12 protein-coding genes are annotated in these 15,474 nt (G+C 63.1%); 5 read left to right on the top strand and 7 right to left on the bottom strand.

What is annotated here, in order from left to right:
* Nucleotides 1-102: 102 nt before the first annotated feature.
* Nucleotides 103-999: a DMT family transporter gene (locus LB533_RS09285; RefSeq protein WP_224677056.1), complete on the top strand. Its 897-nt coding sequence runs from the start codon at nucleotides 103-105 to the stop codon at nucleotides 997-999.
* Here LB533_RS09285 and LB533_RS09290 read toward each other — a convergent pair.
* Nucleotides 987-2,186, bottom strand: coding sequence for an AI-2E family transporter (locus LB533_RS09290; protein ID WP_140637781.1), 1,200 nt, complete (start codon nucleotides 2,184-2,186; stop codon nucleotides 987-989). The genes LB533_RS09285 and LB533_RS09290 overlap by 13 nt on opposite strands.
* 245 nt (nucleotides 2,187-2,431) lie before the next feature.
* Complete coding sequence (gene parC, locus LB533_RS09295) at nucleotides 2,432-4,684, bottom strand: DNA topoisomerase IV subunit A (RefSeq protein WP_224677057.1); 2,253 nt, start codon at nucleotides 4,682-4,684, stop codon at nucleotides 2,432-2,434.
* Nucleotides 4,685-4,999: 315 nt separating this feature from the next.
* On the opposite strand from parC, the gene LB533_RS09300 reads away from it, so the two are divergent.
* Nucleotides 5,000-6,190, top strand: a complete 1,191-nt coding sequence (locus LB533_RS09300; protein ID WP_224677058.1) for a hypothetical protein — start codon at nucleotides 5,000-5,002, stop codon at nucleotides 6,188-6,190.
* Between the two features lie 124 nt (nucleotides 6,191-6,314).
* Here LB533_RS09300 and aspS read toward each other — a convergent pair whose 3' ends face one another.
* Nucleotides 6,315-8,105 (bottom strand): aspartate--tRNA ligase, encoded by a 1,791-nt coding sequence (gene aspS, locus LB533_RS09305; RefSeq protein WP_224677153.1) that lies wholly within the window; start codon nucleotides 8,103-8,105, stop codon nucleotides 6,315-6,317.
* 179 nt (nucleotides 8,106-8,284) lie between these two features.
* Nucleotides 8,285-9,121, bottom strand: coding sequence for a LysR family transcriptional regulator (locus tag LB533_RS09310; RefSeq protein WP_318012493.1), 837 nt, complete (start codon nucleotides 9,119-9,121; stop codon nucleotides 8,285-8,287).
* Between the two features lie 136 nt (nucleotides 9,122-9,257).
* On the opposite strand from LB533_RS09310, the gene LB533_RS09315 reads away from it, so the two are divergent.
* The 3 genes from LB533_RS09315 to rnd all read left to right on the top strand — a co-directional run bounded on the left by LB533_RS09315 (nucleotide 9,258) and on the right by rnd (nucleotide 12,721).
* On the top strand, nucleotides 9,258-10,154 hold the full coding sequence (locus tag LB533_RS09315) for a DMT family transporter (RefSeq protein ID WP_318012494.1): 897 nt from the start codon (nucleotides 9,258-9,260) through the stop codon (nucleotides 10,152-10,154).
* A gap of 96 nt (nucleotides 10,155-10,250) precedes the next feature.
* Nucleotides 10,251-11,495 carry an MFS transporter gene (locus LB533_RS09320; RefSeq protein WP_224677061.1) on the top strand — a complete coding sequence of 415 codons (1,245 nt, stop codon included), beginning with the start codon at nucleotides 10,251-10,253 and terminating at the stop codon, nucleotides 11,493-11,495.
* Between the two features lie 74 nt (nucleotides 11,496-11,569).
* Entirely contained in the window at nucleotides 11,570-12,721 is a 1,152-nt protein-coding gene (rnd, locus tag LB533_RS09325) for a ribonuclease D (RefSeq protein ID WP_224677062.1), read from the top strand.
* A 30-nt stretch (nucleotides 12,722-12,751) separates the two neighbouring features.
* On the opposite strand, the gene LB533_RS09330 is transcribed toward rnd, so the two are convergent.
* From LB533_RS09330 to guaB, 3 genes are read right to left on the bottom strand one after another with little or no spacing between them, the layout of a single operon-like run.
* Nucleotides 12,752-13,171 carry an MAPEG family protein gene (locus tag LB533_RS09330; RefSeq protein ID WP_140637774.1) on the bottom strand — a complete coding sequence of 140 codons (420 nt, stop codon included), beginning with the start codon at nucleotides 13,169-13,171 and terminating at the stop codon, nucleotides 12,752-12,754.
* A 29-nt stretch (nucleotides 13,172-13,200) separates the two neighbouring features.
* Nucleotides 13,201-13,830 carry a hypothetical protein gene (locus LB533_RS09335; RefSeq protein ID WP_140637773.1) on the bottom strand — a complete coding sequence of 210 codons (630 nt, stop codon included), beginning with the start codon at nucleotides 13,828-13,830 and terminating at the stop codon, nucleotides 13,201-13,203.
* Nucleotides 13,781-15,283 carry an IMP dehydrogenase gene (gene guaB, locus LB533_RS09340; RefSeq protein WP_140494114.1) on the bottom strand — a complete coding sequence of 501 codons (1,503 nt, stop codon included), beginning with the start codon at nucleotides 15,281-15,283 and terminating at the stop codon, nucleotides 13,781-13,783. The genes LB533_RS09335 and guaB overlap by 50 nt, the downstream gene beginning before the upstream one ends.
* Between the last annotated feature and the right edge of the window lie 191 nt (nucleotides 15,284-15,474).

Here is a 15,474-nt window from a genome sequence, read left to right on the forward strand (position 1 = left end):
TGTTTCAACGCAGGGGATGCTGGTCTTTCAGCCGCTTGGCGGGAGAGTGCGTCATTGCGCCGATCGGCTGTCCCATCTGTATTTCATTACGAAAGTTCGCAAATGACGTCCCACAGCGACCACCAGAAGGGCCTTCTGATAACCGCCATTGGCGGCCTGACGCTGACCCTCGACATTCCGCTGATCCGCCTCGCCGATGGCGGCGCATGGACGATCCTGCTCTTGCGCGGGGCCGCCACCTTCATCGCGGCAATGATCATCTGGGCTGTCTGGCGGGCGCTGAGCCGAAACGCGCCCCAGCTCATTCCAGGCTGGTCGGGACTTGCGGCCGCGATATGCTACGGGCTGACCTCGATCACCTTCGTCACCGCCGTCTTCTACACCTCGACCGCCGACCTGGTGTTCATCCTGGCCTTCAACACCGTGTTCGCCGCGCTCTTGTCCTGGTTGTTTCTCCGCGAAAAGCCGCGGGCGGTGACGCTCGCGGCGATGCTGGTCATGATCCTCGGCGTGCTGGTAATCGTCGGCGGATCTGTCGGCGCCGGACACCTGTTCGGCAATTTCATGGCGTTGTGTTCGGCCTTCTTCATTTCCGTGGCCATCACCATTTCGCGGGCCAGCGGCAAGGACATGGGCTTCACGGCGCTCGTCGGGGTGGTTCCGTCGCTCGTGCTGGCGGCCTTCATGGTGTCAGGTGAAGGCGTCCATGTGAGCGCGCCCTGGTGGATCATCTTTAACGGCGCCGTGATCATGCCGATTTCGTTCTTCTGCCTGGCGGCCGGCCCCAAATACATCTCCGGACCGGAGGTGGCGATGTTCTACCTTCTGGAGACCGTGCTGGCACCGGTGTGGGTATGGCTGATCTTCTCCGAAACGCCGTCACGCAACAGCCTGATCGGCGGCGCGATCCTGATCGTCACATTGGTGGTTCATTCGGTGTGGCAGCTGCATGACGGACGCAGGCGCCGCGCCGCCCTTGCGGTGCGTCATCCAGCCTGAATCTTCTTCGCCTCGCCGTCAATCTCGATCAGCGACGGCGAGCCTTCCTGTTCCGGGGAGGCGGGCATCTCGTCCATCATCTCGACCTCGCGCAGCCATTCGCGCCAGATCGCCACCAACAGCGCCATCAGCACCGGGCCGATGAACAAGCCGAGAAAGCCCATCGTCTTGACGCCGCCGATCAGGCCGAAAAAGGTCGGCAGGAAGGGCAGTTTTATCGGCCCGCCGACGAGCTTCGGTCGCAAGGTCTTGTCGACGATGAACAGTTCGACCGTCCCCCAGATGAACAAAGCCAGGCCGGCCACCGGTGAGCCGCTGGCAGCGAGATAGATCGAAACCAGCGTGAAGGAGAGCGGTGCCCCGCCGGGAATCAGCGCCATGACGCCGGTCAGGGCGCCAAGCGTCACCGGCGACGGCACGCCGGCCAGCCAGTAGGCGATGCCCAGCACCAACCCCTCGCCGATGGCAATAACGGTCATGCCGGTCACGGTCGAGGAAATGGTCGCCGGCACGACGCGCGAGATACGCTCCCACCTCGTCGGCAGGATGCGCTCGCCGAGCCGGTCGACCTGGCCGGCGAAATGCTCGCCGTCGCGATAGGCGAAGAACAGCGCGATCATCATGAACAGAAGCGTCAAAAGCAGGCCGAAGGCGCTGCCGCCGGCGGCAAGAACGCCGCGATAGATGCTGCCGATATTGGCGCCGCTGACCAGTTGGATCAGTTCGCCAATGCCGCCGGGATGGCCAAGATTGGTCGTCCATTGCTGGTTCAGCCATTCTCCCACGACAGGCAGCGTGGCGATCCAGTGCGGCGTGGGGGCGCCGTGCCGGTTGGTCTCGATCGCCCAGCCGACCCATTCGCGCACCTCGTTGATGGCGTAGGTGCCCGCGAGCGCAATCGGTATCACCAGGAAGGCAAGGATGAACAATATGGCGAAGGTGGCGGCGATGGTGCGGTTGCCGCCGACACCGGCCAAAAGCCGCCGGTAGAGCGGCCAGCTCGCGAAGGCGATGACCAGCGCGGCCAGCACCGGGAACAGGAAGCCGTGGAAGAAATAGACGCCGGCGGCAACGATCAGCACCAGCAGCCAACGCGCCGCTGAGAGCGGTGGGATGACGGCGGCTCTGAGCGGCGTCGACAGACCGAACAGGCGCTGCCCCGGTTTCTGGATCTTCGCTTCCTTCAAACGCTCGTCTCTCCCCGGCCATCCCGCTGCTTATGCACTGATATAGTGCAGCAATCGTGACGATAGTCCAAATGAGTGGGTAGCGTCTCTTCCTTCTCCCCTTGTGGGAGAAGGTGGCCGGGCGAAGCCCGGTCGGATGAGTGTTCCAGGGAACGCCAACGCCTCACTCCGCTGGAACACCCCTCAACCGTCTCGGCGCTGCGCGCCGATCCACCTTCTCCCACAAGGGGAGAAGGAAGAGGGCGCTACCCAAATTTCCCCGTCCTCGGGAAACCCTTCGGCACCATGCGGCCGGCCGAAGCGCGGGCGCCGATCCATTCGGCCAATTCCTCGCGTGACCTGGTGAAGGTACGGTCGGCCGAATCCTGCCAGGAAAGGCCGGTCTCCAGCGTGAACGGCTTGAGATCGAGAAGGCCGCCATCCTTGTATTTCTGCAGCCGCACGCCCTTGCCGCGGCTCATTTCCGGAATGTCGGACAGCGGAAACACCAGCATCTTTCGGTTCTCGCCGACGATAGCCAGATGATCGCCGCCGACCGGCACGCAGCGCTTGGCTTCGTCGGGCGCCTTGACGTTCATCACCTGCTTGCCCTTGCGGGTGTTGGCGACGACCTCTTCCTCGGGCACGATGAAACCGTTGGCGTCATGCGAGACCAGCAGCAATTTGCGCTTCGGATCGTGGACGAAGGCCGTGACGATGTCCTGGTCATTGTCCATGTCGACGATGATGCGGATCGGCTCGCCATGGCCGCGCCCGCCCGGGAGCCGATCGGCGCCGATTGTGTAGAACTTGCCGCCGGTGGTGAACACCAGGATCTTGTCGGTCGTCTGCGCAGGGAAGGCGAGTTTCAGGCTGTCGCCTTCCTTGAATGCAAGCTGCGAATGATCGGTCAGATGACCCTTCATCGCCCGCAGCCAGCCCTTTTCCGAAACCACCACGGTGACCGGCTCGCGCTCGATCATGGCATGCGCGATGTCGGTCAGGTCATGCTCGGGCGCATCGGCGAACTGGGTGCGGCGCTTGCCGAGCTCGGTCTCGGGGCCGAATTTGTCCCGCAGGCTCGCAACCTCCCACTTGATCGTCCCCCATTGCTTGGCTTCGGACGCAAGCAGCGCCTCGATCTGCTTCTTTTCGGCGGTGAGGCCGTCGAATTCCTTGCGGATCTCGAATTCTTCCAGCTTGCGCAGGGCGCGCAGGCGCATGTTGAGAATGGCTTCGGCCTGGGTGTCGGTGAGCGACCAGCGGGCGATCATGACCTGCTTTGGCTCATCCTCCTCGCGGATGATCTTGATCACCTCGTCGATATTGAGATAGGCGATCAGGTAGCCGGCAAGGATCTCCAGCCGTCTTTCGATCTCGCCGAGGCGATGTTTCGAGCGGCGGATCAGCACGTCGCGGCGATGCTCGAGCCATTCCTGCAGCACGCCTTTCAGCGACAGGACGTTAGGCACCTTGCCGCGCGACAGCACGTTCATGTTGAGGGGAAAACGGCTTTCAAGCTCGGTGAGCTTGAACAGCGATTCCATCAGGATACCGGGATCGACGGAACGGCTCTTGGGCACCAGCACGACGCGGATGTCCTCGGCGCTTTCGTCCCTGATGTCCTCGAGCAGCGGCAATTTGCGCGCCATCAGGAGCTCGGCGATCTTCTCGATCAGCCGCGCCTTCTGCACGCCATAGGGGATTTCGGTGACGACGATGCTCCAGGTGCCCCTGCCCTGGTCTTCCTGGCTCCATTTTGCCCGCACGCGAAAGCCGCCGCGACCGGTTTCATAGGCTTCGAGGATGGAGGCTCGGCTGTCAACGATGATGCCCCCGGTCGGGAAATCCGGGCCCTGGACGAAATCCATCAGCTTGGCCACCGGCGCGTCCCGATGCTCGATCAGGTGAAGGGCGGCGTCGCAAAGTTCGGCGGCGTTGTGCGGCGGGATCGATGTCGCCATGCCGACAGCGATGCCGGACGAGCCGTTGGCCAGCAGGTTGGGGAAGGCGCCCGGGAGCACCACCGGCTCCTCGTCCTCCTCATTGTAGGTCGGCCGGTAGTCGACGGCATCCTCGGTGATGCCCGCGAGCAGCTCGGTCGCCACATCGGTCATGCGCGCTTCGGTGTAGCGCATGGCGGCGGCGTTATCGCCGTCGATGTTGCCGAAATTGCCCTGGCCGTCGACCAGGGGGTAGCGCATCGAGAAATCCTGCGCCAATCGCACCAGCGCGTCGTAGATCGACTGGTCGCCATGCGGGTGGAACTTGCCCATAACCTCGCCGACGATACGGGCGCATTTGGCGAAGCCCTGGTCGGGGTTGAGGCGCAGCAGGCGCATGGCGTGCATGATGCGGCGATGGACCGGCTTCAGCCCGTCGCGGACATCGGGCAGCGCCCGGTGCATGATGGTCGACAGCGCATAGGCAAGATAGCGCTCTTCCAGCGCCTTCTTCAGATCGACCGGTTCGATGTGATCGCCGCCACCATTGTCAGGCGGCAAAAGCCTTTTTCCCATGGGCTGGAACTAGCCGAGCGGGCGATTCGCGGCAAGAGGGCAAGCCTTGAAGCGGGTGCATGCCCTGCCCTGCAACACGAAGCCGCAGGCAAGCCCGCCAGCCAACATCAATCCGTTACATGCCGTCTCTATTGCGAAGCGCGACGACGCTCGGCGGCGGCCCGGTCTCCAGCATGTTCGGATCGGGTTTGCCTTTCGCCGCGATTTTTGACCATTGTGGCGGGATGCGCCTTTTTCCCGTCCAGTTCGTCACTGAAGGGTGATGGCGCCAAAAATTGAAAAATAATTTTCAGGACACTCGCAGGGGCATTCGCGATGACAATCAAACGCTCGACTCTCAGGAAATTCGCCTTTTCGACCTTCTTGCTCACACTGCCGCTGAACGCGGCGCTCGCCCAGGACACCGCAGTCGCCGACCGGCTGAAGGCGGCGCTTGCCGCGCAGGGCGTCGATATTTCCTGGACCGGCGTGACCGGCGACAACGCCAGCATGGTGTTGCAGGGCGTATCCATCAAACCGGGTGCGGAAAAGGAGGCCTTTGCGATCGGCGACGTCAAACTCGAAGGCGTGACCGAAGCCAATGGCGGCTATGATATCGCAACCGTGTCGACCTCGGCGTTCGAACGTAGCAAGGACGGCGTCACCCTCAATTTGAGCCCCCTCGTCATCCATGACATGACGGTTCCGGCCGATGGCGCCACAGGCCCGCTGGGCTCGCTGATGATGTACAAGTCCGCCGAACTGTCGAACATGACGGTCAAGGTCGCCGACAAGACGGCCTTCTCTATGGATGGGCTTGCCATCCAGATCACGCCGCCGGCGGACGGCAAGGCGATGGAATTCACCGGCACCACCGAGAAGTTCAATGCCGACCTGACGCTGGTCGAGGATCCCAAGTCGAAGGAAGTCATCAACGCACTCGGCTACCAGAACATTGCGGGCAATTTCGAGATGGCCGGCACCTGGCAGCCCACGGACGGCAAGATGGAGCTGTCGAAATACAACATTTCGGTCGAGAATGCCGGAACGCTCGGCATGACCTTCGATCTCGGCGGCTACACGCTCGACTTCATCAAGTCGCTGCAGGAAATGCAGAAGAAGATGGCGGCACGGCCCGAAGGCGCCGACAATTCCGCACAAGGCATGGCCATGCTCGGGCTGCTGCAGCAGCTTTCCTTCAACAGCGCCTCGATCCGTTTCGACGACGATTCTCTGACCAACAAGGTGCTGGACTATGTCGGCAAGCAGCAAGGCATGTCGGGCAAGGACATCGCCAACCAGGCCAAGGCGATCGTGCCGTTCGGCATGGCACAGCTCAACAATCCCGAGCTGACGGCGCAGGTAACGGCGGCGGTCGGCAAATATCTCGACGACCCGAAGAGTCTTGAAATCTCGGCCAAGCCGCCGGCGTCGGTGCCGTTCGCGCTGATCATGGCGGGCGCCATGTCCAATCCGACCGACCTGCCGAAGACGCTCGGCGTCACCGTCAAGGCCAACGAAGACTGATCGAAGCGACCTCGACTTGCTTCAAGATACGAAAAGCCCGGCAGCGATGCCGGGCTTTTGTCTGGGATTCTCAAATCGAACGAATCGCTTCGGAGGGTTCTTTAAAGCGCCGTCCGAAGCGCCATCATGCCTCTTTCTTGATCGACGCGACACGCAGCGACAAGTCGCGAAGCTGCTGCGGCGTGGCTTCCGATGGCGCATTCATCAACAGGTCGTAAGCCTGCTGGTTCATCGGGAACATGGTGATTTCGCGCAGGTTCTTGGCGCCCACCAGCAGCATCACGACCCGGTCGATGCCGAATGCCGCTCCGCCGTGCGGCGGCGCGCCATACTGGAAGGCACGGTAGAGGCCGCCAAAGCGTTCCTCGACGGTCTGGCGATCAAGACCGACCATCTCGAAAGCCTTGACCATGGTTTCGGGCAAATGGTTGCGGATACCGCCCGAGGCGATCTCGAAGCCGTTGCACACGGCGTCGTACTGGAACGCCTTGATGCCGAGCGGCTCCTGGTTGTTGAGGGCGTCAATGCCGCCCTGCGGCATCGAAAACGGATTGTGGGCGAAATCGATCTTCTTCTCGTCCTCGTTCCATTCGAAGAATGGAAAGTCGACGATCCAGCACAGCTCGAAACGGTCGCGGTCGACAAGGTTCAGTTCCTCGCCGGCGCGCGTGCGCGCAGCGCCCGCGAAGGAGACGAATTTCTTGGGGTCGCCGGCGACGAAGAAGGCGGCGTCGCCATCGGCAAGGCCCAGTTGAAGGCGGATCGCCTCGGTGCGCTCCTCGCCGATGTTCTTGGCAAGCGGACCCGCGCCTTCGAGTTTCTCGCCTTCCTTGCGCCAGAAGATGTAGCCCAATCCGGGCTGCCCCTCGCCTTGCGCCCAGTTGTTCATGCGATCGCAGAAGGCACGGCTGCCCCCGGTCCTGGCCGGAATGGCCCAGACCTCGGCCTTGGGATCGTTGGCCAGGATGTTGGCGAAGACCTTGAAGCCGGAATCACGAAAATGGTCGGAGATCGCCTGCATCTCGATCGGGTTGCGCAGATCCGGCTTGTCGGTACCGTATTTGCGCATCGCAACATCATAGGGAATGCGCGGCCAGTCCTTCGTGACGGGCTTGCCGTTGGCAAAGGCCTCGAAGACCGATGTCATCACCGGCGCCATGGTGGAAAGCACGTCATCCTGCTCGACAAAGCTCATTTCGAGGTCGAGCTGGTAGAATTCGCCGGGCAGGCGGTCGGCGCGCGGATCCTCGTCGCGGAAGCAGGGGGCGATCTGGAAATAACGGTCGAAACCCGAGACCATGATCAGCTGCTTGTACTGCTGCGGCGCCTGCGGCAGCGCATAGAAGGTGCCGGGGTGAATGCGTGACGGCACCAGGAAGTCGCGCGCGCCTTCGGGCGACGATGCGGTGAGGATCGGCGTCGAGAATTCGGTGAAGCCAACCTCGCCCATGCGCTTGCGCATCTCGGCGATGATCTTCGTGCGCGCCACGATGTTCCTGTGCAGCGTCTCGCGGCGCAGGTCGAGGAAACGGTATTTCAACCTGATGTCCTCCGGATAGTCCGGCTCGCCGAACACCGGCAGCGGCAATTCCTTGGCCGCCGAAAGCACTTCGATCTCGCGCGCGAAAATCTCGATCTCGCCGGTCGGCAGGTTGGCATTGGTGGTTTCAGGCAAGCGCGCCTTAACCTCGCCGTCGACCCGGATCACCCATTCGCCGCGCACCGTCTCGGCGATCTTGAAGGCCGGCGAATCGGGATCGGCGACGATCTGGGTCAGGCCATAGTGGTCGCGCAGGTCGATGAACAGCAGGCCGCCGTGGTCGCGCACGCGATGCACCCAGCCCGACAGGCGAACGGTCGAGCCAACATCGCTCTTCCTCAACTGGGCACAGGTATGGCTGCGGTAACGGTGCATTGTCATGGGCAAAAGTCCGGGATGTTGGGTTGCCGGCCGAAGCATCGCGGCCCGGCCTGAAAAATTTGCGCGAAAAGCGCATGGGAGGCCCGGTTTGTCAAGGCGAGTGGGCGGAGGACCAGGGCAACGAACCCGGGTTAACGGGTTCTTTCGGAGCGTTCGCCGGCGCGCAGGTCGCCCTATGAACCAAGGCTCGACAGCCGCAGGCGACGCGCGAGGTGATCGACGACCAATGCGGTGCTTGCGGAGGATGTTGCGGCCTGATGAAGGCGGATCTCCGCCCCGGGCAGCGGCGGCACATAAGGGCCAGGATGGACATCGCGCAGGCCGGGCGCGAGCATGCTGCCCTTGACCACGGTAACCGCAAGGCCCTGCTCGACGATCGCCTCCGTCGCGGCAAGGCTCGGGCTGACATAGGCCAGTCGCCACGGCCGGCCCGCTCTGTCGAGCGCCTCAACCGCCCACGCGCGAAACAAGCAATCAGGGTCGGACAACGCGACGGGCAGCGGGTCGAGTTCCTCGACAGAGTGGGTCCTCGCCGCCGCCCATATCGCCCTTTCGCGGCATATCAGATCGCCCTCGGCCGCACCTTCCGGATGCATGGCGATCACCGCGTCAAATGATGAGCCGAGCCGTTTCAGCAGCCGCGCGGTGAGGCCGATCTCCATTTCGACCTGCATGAGCGGAAATCGCACGGCGATATCGGCGAGGAGGCGTGGCAGGATCTTGGTGCCGTAGTCCTCCATGACGCCGATCCGGATGCGTCCCGCCACCCGTTGGTTGGAGACACGGGCAATCGCCTGCTCATTGAGTGCAAGAATGCGGCGCGCGTCGATCAGAAACCCCTCGCCGGCGGCCGTAAGCTCGACATGGGCCGTCGAGCGATGGAACAGCGAAATGTCGAGGCGCTCTTCAAGGCGCTTCACCTGCAAGCTGACGGTGGCTTGCGTTCGATTGAGCTGCTCGGCCGCTCGCGTGAAAGAGAGCCGCTCGGCAACGACGACGAAAGCCCGCAACAATTCCGGATCGAGACTCCGACTGCTCATAGCGCAAGCTTATCAAGCTCATTGCATTTATTCGATTCCTTTTACCCGGTTTGCCCGATACCGCTGGGCTCCGAACTGGCAGGGGGGAGCGATGGAAACTGGAGGCGTGCTCGCGGCGATTCTCTCCAGCGCCTTTGGCGGCACCGCCGTCGGTGCAACGCGCTATCTCGCGCGTTCGCTGGATCCGCTCACCATCGGCGCGATCCGGTTCGGGGGTGGTTTTCTGGTGCTCGCCGCCGTAGCGCTTCTGCGGCGGGACAAGTGGCCTGCGAAAAGCGATTGGCCGGGCGCCGCCGCATTGGGCCTGCTGTTCTTCGGCCTATTCCCCGTGCTCTTCAACGGAGCCCTTGTCTACACGACGGCGGCGCGAGGAGCTCTGGCGCTTTCGACGCTGCCTGTGCTCACCATGCTGGCAGGCGCGGTTCTGGGGATCGAACCGCCGACGACGCGCAAGATCGTCGGCGTCCTGGTCGCGATGGCCGGAGTGGCTGTCGCGCTTGGCAGCAGCCTGACGACAGCTCCCCAAGGCGCATGGCGCGGAGACCTCCTGATGATCGCGGCGGCATTCTGCATGGCGCTCTACAATGTCTGGTCGCGACCTTTTCTCACGCGCTGCTCGCCGACATCATTCGCCGCGTCTGGCATGGCCGTCGGTACGGCCTGCCTGTTGGCGCTGTCGACTTTGACTGGAGGCTTGCCGCGACTTGCCACGCTTGACGCGTCTCAATGGGTTGCCAGCGGATACCTGGCCGTAATTTGCGGTGCCCTGATTTTCTTCCTCCGGGCGTTCGCGCTTGAACGTGCGGCGCCAACGCTGGTTGCCGTTTCGGTTGCCGTGAATCCCGTGACGGCATCGATCTTTGGCGCCGTCTTTCTCGGGGAGCAAATCAATGCAAACCTGATTATCGGGCTCATCGCGGTCCTCGCGGGAATAGCCATCGCGTCGGGAGCAGCCGGGCGGTTCGCCGTGGGACGTCGAGGACGCAGGCGCCGACTTCCTTGAACGGAAAGGCGGACACATCCTGTTGGCGCGGGGAATTGCCGCTGGCATTGACGGAAGCGATGGTTCAAGAAGGGATCACAGACATGTGATCGCCTAATGTCCTCCATCCGTCCGCTGATCCCGCTCCTCATCGCCGCAGGCATCCTGCTCGGCGGCAATGGGCTGCAAAGCACGTTGATCGCACTGCGCGGCGCGCAGGAAGGTTTTTCGGCTTCCGCCATCGGCCTGATGGGCACGTTCTATTTCGCCGGCTTCCTGCTCGGCTGTCTGGCCGTCACCCGCATCCTGAAGGCGGTCGGTCATGTCAGAACCTTCTCGGCGCTGGCCGCGGCCGCCTCGGCCGGCACATTGCTCCTGGTTCTGGTCATCGACCCGGTGATGTGGTGCGCGGTGCGCTTTGCCGGCGGTTTCTGCTTCGCCGGCCTGTTCACTGTGATGGAGGCCTGGCTCAACTCCGGGGTCAGCAACAAGGATCGCGCCCGCGTGCTTGCCATCTACCGCATGGTCGACATCGGCTCGGTCACCGGCGCGCAATTCCTCATCCCGATCTTCGGCGCGGGCGGCTTCGCCATCTTCGCCATCATGTCGATGATGATCACGCTGTCGCTGGTGCCGGTGTCGCTGGGCGACCGCTCCAATCCGACGCCGCCGGAAGACGTCAAGCTCGACCTGGCGCGCGTCTGGCGGATCTCGCCGCTCGGCTGTTTCGGCTGCATCGCCGTCGGCGTCACCAACAGCGCGTTCCGCACGCTGTCGCCGGTCTATGCCGAGCAGATCGGCATGTCTGTCGCCGATGTCGTCACCTTCGTCAGCGTCGGCATATTCGGCGGCGCCCTCATCCAATACCCGTTGGGCTATCTCTCCGATCGCTGGGACCGGCGCTCGGTGCTGCTGGCGACGACCTGCTGCGCCATGCTAGCGGCGCTGGCGCTGGCGTTCGTGGCGGGAGCCGACCCGTTTCTGAATTTCATCATCATCTTCATCTTCGGCTGTTTCGCCATGCCGCTCTACTCGCTGTCGGCGGCGCACTCCAACGACCGCGCCGGAGCGGGCGAGTTCGTTCTGATCAACGCCGCCTTGATGCTGTTCTATTCCTTCGGCGCCATTGGCGGCCCTTTCGCCGCATCGACGGCGATGCAGTATTTTGGCCCGAGCGCGTTGTTCGTGTTCAGCGCCCTGGTCTATGCGATCCTCATCGCGGTCATCCTCTATCGGATGCGGGCGCGGTCGGGCGTGCCGGCTGGCAAGCGCAGCCGCTTCACCGCGCTTTTGCGCACCTCGACGGTTTTCGCCCGGCTGGCGAGAAGAAACGGCGATCCGGACGGGACGGACGGACCGTGACGCAGCGCCAAAGCTTGACGAAAGCCTTTCCGGCTGAAATCTAGGAAGACCCTACTCCTGCCAAAAGCGATTTGATGCACGTCATCACCACCCAAAAAGAACTCGAGACCGTTCTCGCCGCTTTCGAAAAATCGGATTTCGTCACCGTCGACACCGAATTCATCCGGGAAACGACCTTCTGGCCGATCCTGTGCCTGATCCAGATGGCAGCGCCCGGAATAACGGCGCTGATCGATCCGCTGTCGCCAGACATCGACCTGAAGCCGTTTTTCAGGCTGATGGCCAACGAAGCTGTGGTCAAAGTCTTCCATGCCGCGCGGCAGGACATCGAAATCATCGTCCATCTGGGCGATCTCGTTCCCCATCCGGTGTTCGATACCCAGGTTGCGGCGATGGTCTGCGGATTCGGCGACAGCGTTTCCTACGATCAGCTCGTGCAGCGCGTGACCGGCGCGCGGCTCGACAAGTCCTCGCGCTTCACCGACTGGCGCCACCGGCCGCTATCCGAAAAGCAGCTCGACTATGCGCTGGCCGACGTCACCCATCTTATCGAGGTCTACCAGCATCTCAGCGCCGAACTGGAGCGAGAGAACCGCGCCCACTGGCTGAACGAGGAGATGGACGTCCTGACCTCGCGCGAAACCTACGATCCGCACCCCGAGGATGCCTGGAAGCGGCTGAAGATGCGGCTGCGCAAGCCGCAGGAGCTGGCGATCGTGCAGGCCGTGGCGGCATGGCGCGAGCGCGAGGCACGCGAACGCGACGTACCCCGCGGCCGGGTGCTCAAGGACGATGCGATCTATGAGGTGGCGCAGCAGGCGCCGCGCGACGCGGCCGCGCTGGCCAAGTTGCGCACGACACCGAAGGGCTGGGAGCGCTCCTCGACCGCGGCGGCGCTGCTCGGCGCGGTCAACACCGCACTAGCCCTGCCCAAGGAGCAATTGCCGAAGCTGCCGAAGAGTTTTCAGCCGCCCGAAGGATCGAGCGCCGCCGCGGAGCTGTTGAAGGTGCTGCTCAGGATAGTGGCCGAAAAGCAAGGCGTCGCATCGAAGGTCCTGGCTTCCAGCGACGACATCGACCGCATCGCCGCCGAAGGCGAAGCCGCCGACGTGCCGGCGCTGCAGGGCTGGCGTCGCGCCGTGTTCGGCGAGGCGGCGCTGAAGCTGGTGCGCGGCGAGATCGGCATCAAGTTCGACAAGCGCAAAATAGCGGTGTTCGATTTGTAGGCGGAGCGCCCCAACAAAGGGGAGTACTGCTCAAACCACCCGGAGCAGGTGCAGCGCGAACCAGATCCAGCCCAGCAAAAGAATCACTGCCCCCAGGGAGAAAGACCGGCTGCGCAGGAGCAGATTGTTGCTGGTCAGGTGAACCCAGGCATGAAAATAGCGGGTCGCGACAAAGATCCACATCAGGGCCAAGGTCAGATAGTTGACGCCGTTGGTCAGGTGCAACATCAGGCACAGCACATAGAAAAGCACCGGCAGTTCGAACTGGTTGCTGAGGTTACTGGCAACTGTCACGCAGGAGGCCGGCTCGGTCGAGCGCGCCTTGTACTGGCTGACTTGGGCTTCGCCCGATTGAATGGCGACATATCTGCGCCGGGCCATGACGCCATAGACGATGTAGACCAGCAACACGTGCGCGAGAACAGGCCAGAAAATCGATGTCTGGTTCATGAACCCTCCCCGCCCGGTGCCGAGTCAGATCAATTCTGTTTCTGACCCGCCAGCCAGAAGACGGCGATGACGATCACCGGAATTGCGAGCAGCGCGAATTTGGTGACGATCAGCGCCGAGACGAGAGCCAGGGAATCGGGATTGGCCGACAGGAAATCCGACAGAAGGCGGGCCACGGCGATGTTCTGGGCGTAGTTGGCGATCGTGTAGGGCAGCACCAGTATCAGTGCGAAGATCGATTGTATCTGGCCCGGAAGCACGCGGAAATTCCTCAACCGCCTTCCCGTTGCCAGGATCAGGCTGACCAGCGTCACCGACAACAGCGCGGGGAACAGAAGATCGAAGGTCAAATAGTGCCAGACCAGGATGATCTCGCCGCCGCGCCGGCCGAGCGCCGTCAGCCAGGCCATGCCTTCGTCCGGCGTGAAGCCGAAAACGCGCATGTCGAGCGACGGCAAACCGCCGCTCAACTGGCGGAAATAGAAGAATTCCATGAGCGTCATGGCGATGAAAACCGCCACCGATGCGGTGCAAAGGGCGGCAGCGTGGCGCGATAGCCGCAGGATGGTCGCGGCCAGATTGCGCCAGAACGTGTCCTGGTCGGGCCGATCAGGCTCCGCCGGGATAGTTGGGGCTTTCGCGGGTGATCGTGACGTCATGGGCGTGGCTTTCACGAAGTCCGGCGTTGGATATGCGCACAAAGGTGGCGCGTTCGCGGAAATCGGCAAGGTCGCGGCCACCGACATAACCCATAGCGGCTTTCAGGCCGCCTGCAAGCTGGTGCAGCACGCCAGACACAGGTCCTTTGTAGGGAACCTGCCCCTCGATGCCTTCCGGCACCAGTTTCAGCGTGTCGCGAACCTCCGCCTGGAAGTATCGGTCGGCCGAGCCGCGCGCCATGGCGCCGACCGAACCCATGCCGCGATAGGCCTTGAAGGAGCGGCCCTGGTGCAGATAGACCTCCCCCGGGCTTTCATCGGTGCCGGCAAGCAGCGAGCCGATCATGGCGGCACTGGCGCCGGCGGCAAGCGCCTTGGCCAGATCGCCGGAATATTTGATGCCGCCATCGGCGATCACCGAGGCGCCCGATTTGTGCGCGGTCTCCACCGCCGACATGATGGCCGAAAGCTGCGGCACGCCGACGCCGGCGACGATGCGGGTGGTGCAGATGGAGCCGGGGCCGATGCCGACCTTGACGGCATCGGCGCCGGCATCGATCAGCGCCTGGGTGCCCTCGGCGGTGGCGACATTGCCGGCCAGGATGCGCACCGAGTTGGACAGTTTTTTCGCCCGCGTGACAGCGTCAAGGACGCGCTGCGAGTGACCATGCGCGGTGTCGATGACCAGAAGGTCGACGCCTGCCTCTATCAGGCGCTCGGCGCGCTCGAAACCGTCGTCGCCGACGCTGGTGGCGGCGGCCGCGCGCAGACGTCCCTGTGCGTCCTTGGTGGCGTGCGGGTTGAGCTGCGATTTCTCGATGTCCTTGACGGTGATCAGGCCGACGCAATTGCCCTGCTTGTCGACGACGACGAGCTTTTCGATGCGGTGCTGATGCAGAAGCCGCTTGGCCTCGTCCTGATCGACATTCTCCTTGACCGTGATCAGGTTCTCACGGGTCATCAATTCATAGACCTTCTGCGCCGGATCGGAGGCGAAGCGCACGTCGCGATTGGTCAGGATGCCGACCAGCCGCCCGCTCTTGTGCCCGCCGGAGCCGCCATTCTCGACCACCGGAATGCCCGAGATCGAGTAGGTGCGCATCAGTGACAACGCGTCGGCCAGCGTCGCGTCGGGACCTATGGTGACCGGGTTGACCACCATGCCGGATTCGAATTTCTTCACCTGCCGCACCTGCTCGGCCTGCTCGGCCGGCGAGAAATTGCGGTGAATGACGCCGATGCCGCCGGCCTGCGCCATGGCGATGGCAAGCCTTGCCTCCGTGACGGTGTCCATGGCCGCCGACAGGATCGGCACGTTGAGGTCGATGTCGCCGGCAATCCGGGTGCGGATGTCGGTCTGGCCGGGCATGACTTCGGAATGGCCGGGCTGCAAAAGCACGTCGTCAAAGGTCAGCGCCAGCGCGCCGGTGGACGTTTCGATGATTTTTGCCATGGCCAGCCCTTTGAATGCGGAAAAAGCGCTGGACCAGGATGGACAGCGCGACTCTCTTCTTCCCTTTCAGGATTGGCGGTGGCTGGTACCACGTCCCGGGACGGAAGAAAAGCCGATCGTTGCATTGCACAACAGATCAAGGCGAGCCGCAGCCGCCACCGGAGGTTGCGGTCGCATAAAAGTGACAGCAA

It is taken from the genome of Mesorhizobium sp. BR1-1-13, from assembly GCF_020165515.1.
In the GTDB taxonomy this organism is placed as follows: Bacteria; Pseudomonadota; Alphaproteobacteria; order Rhizobiales; family Rhizobiaceae; genus Mesorhizobium.

Coding starts and splice junctions, on each gene's coding strand:
- LB533_RS09285 (WP_224677056.1), top strand. CDS start 103: ATGACGTCCCACAGCGACCACCAGAAGGGCCTTCTGATAACCGCCATT.
- parC (WP_224677057.1), bottom strand. CDS start 4,684: ATGGGAAAAAGGCTTTTGCCGCCTGACAATGGTGGCGGCGATCACATC.
- LB533_RS09300 (WP_224677058.1), top strand. CDS start 5,000: ATGACAATCAAACGCTCGACTCTCAGGAAATTCGCCTTTTCGACCTTC.
- aspS (WP_224677153.1), bottom strand. CDS start 8,105: ATGCACCGTTACCGCAGCCATACCTGTGCCCAGTTGAGGAAGAGCGAT.
- LB533_RS09320 (WP_224677061.1), top strand. CDS start 10,251: ATGTCCTCCATCCGTCCGCTGATCCCGCTCCTCATCGCCGCAGGCATC.
- rnd (WP_224677062.1), top strand. CDS start 11,570: ATGCACGTCATCACCACCCAAAAAGAACTCGAGACCGTTCTCGCCGCT.
- LB533_RS09330 (WP_140637774.1), bottom strand. CDS start 13,171: ATGAACCAGACATCGATTTTCTGGCCTGTTCTCGCGCACGTGTTGCTG.
- LB533_RS09335 (WP_140637773.1), bottom strand. CDS start 13,830: ATGACGTCACGATCACCCGCGAAAGCCCCAACTATCCCGGCGGAGCCT.
- guaB (WP_140494114.1), bottom strand. CDS start 15,283: ATGGCAAAAATCATCGAAACGTCCACCGGCGCGCTGGCGCTGACCTTT.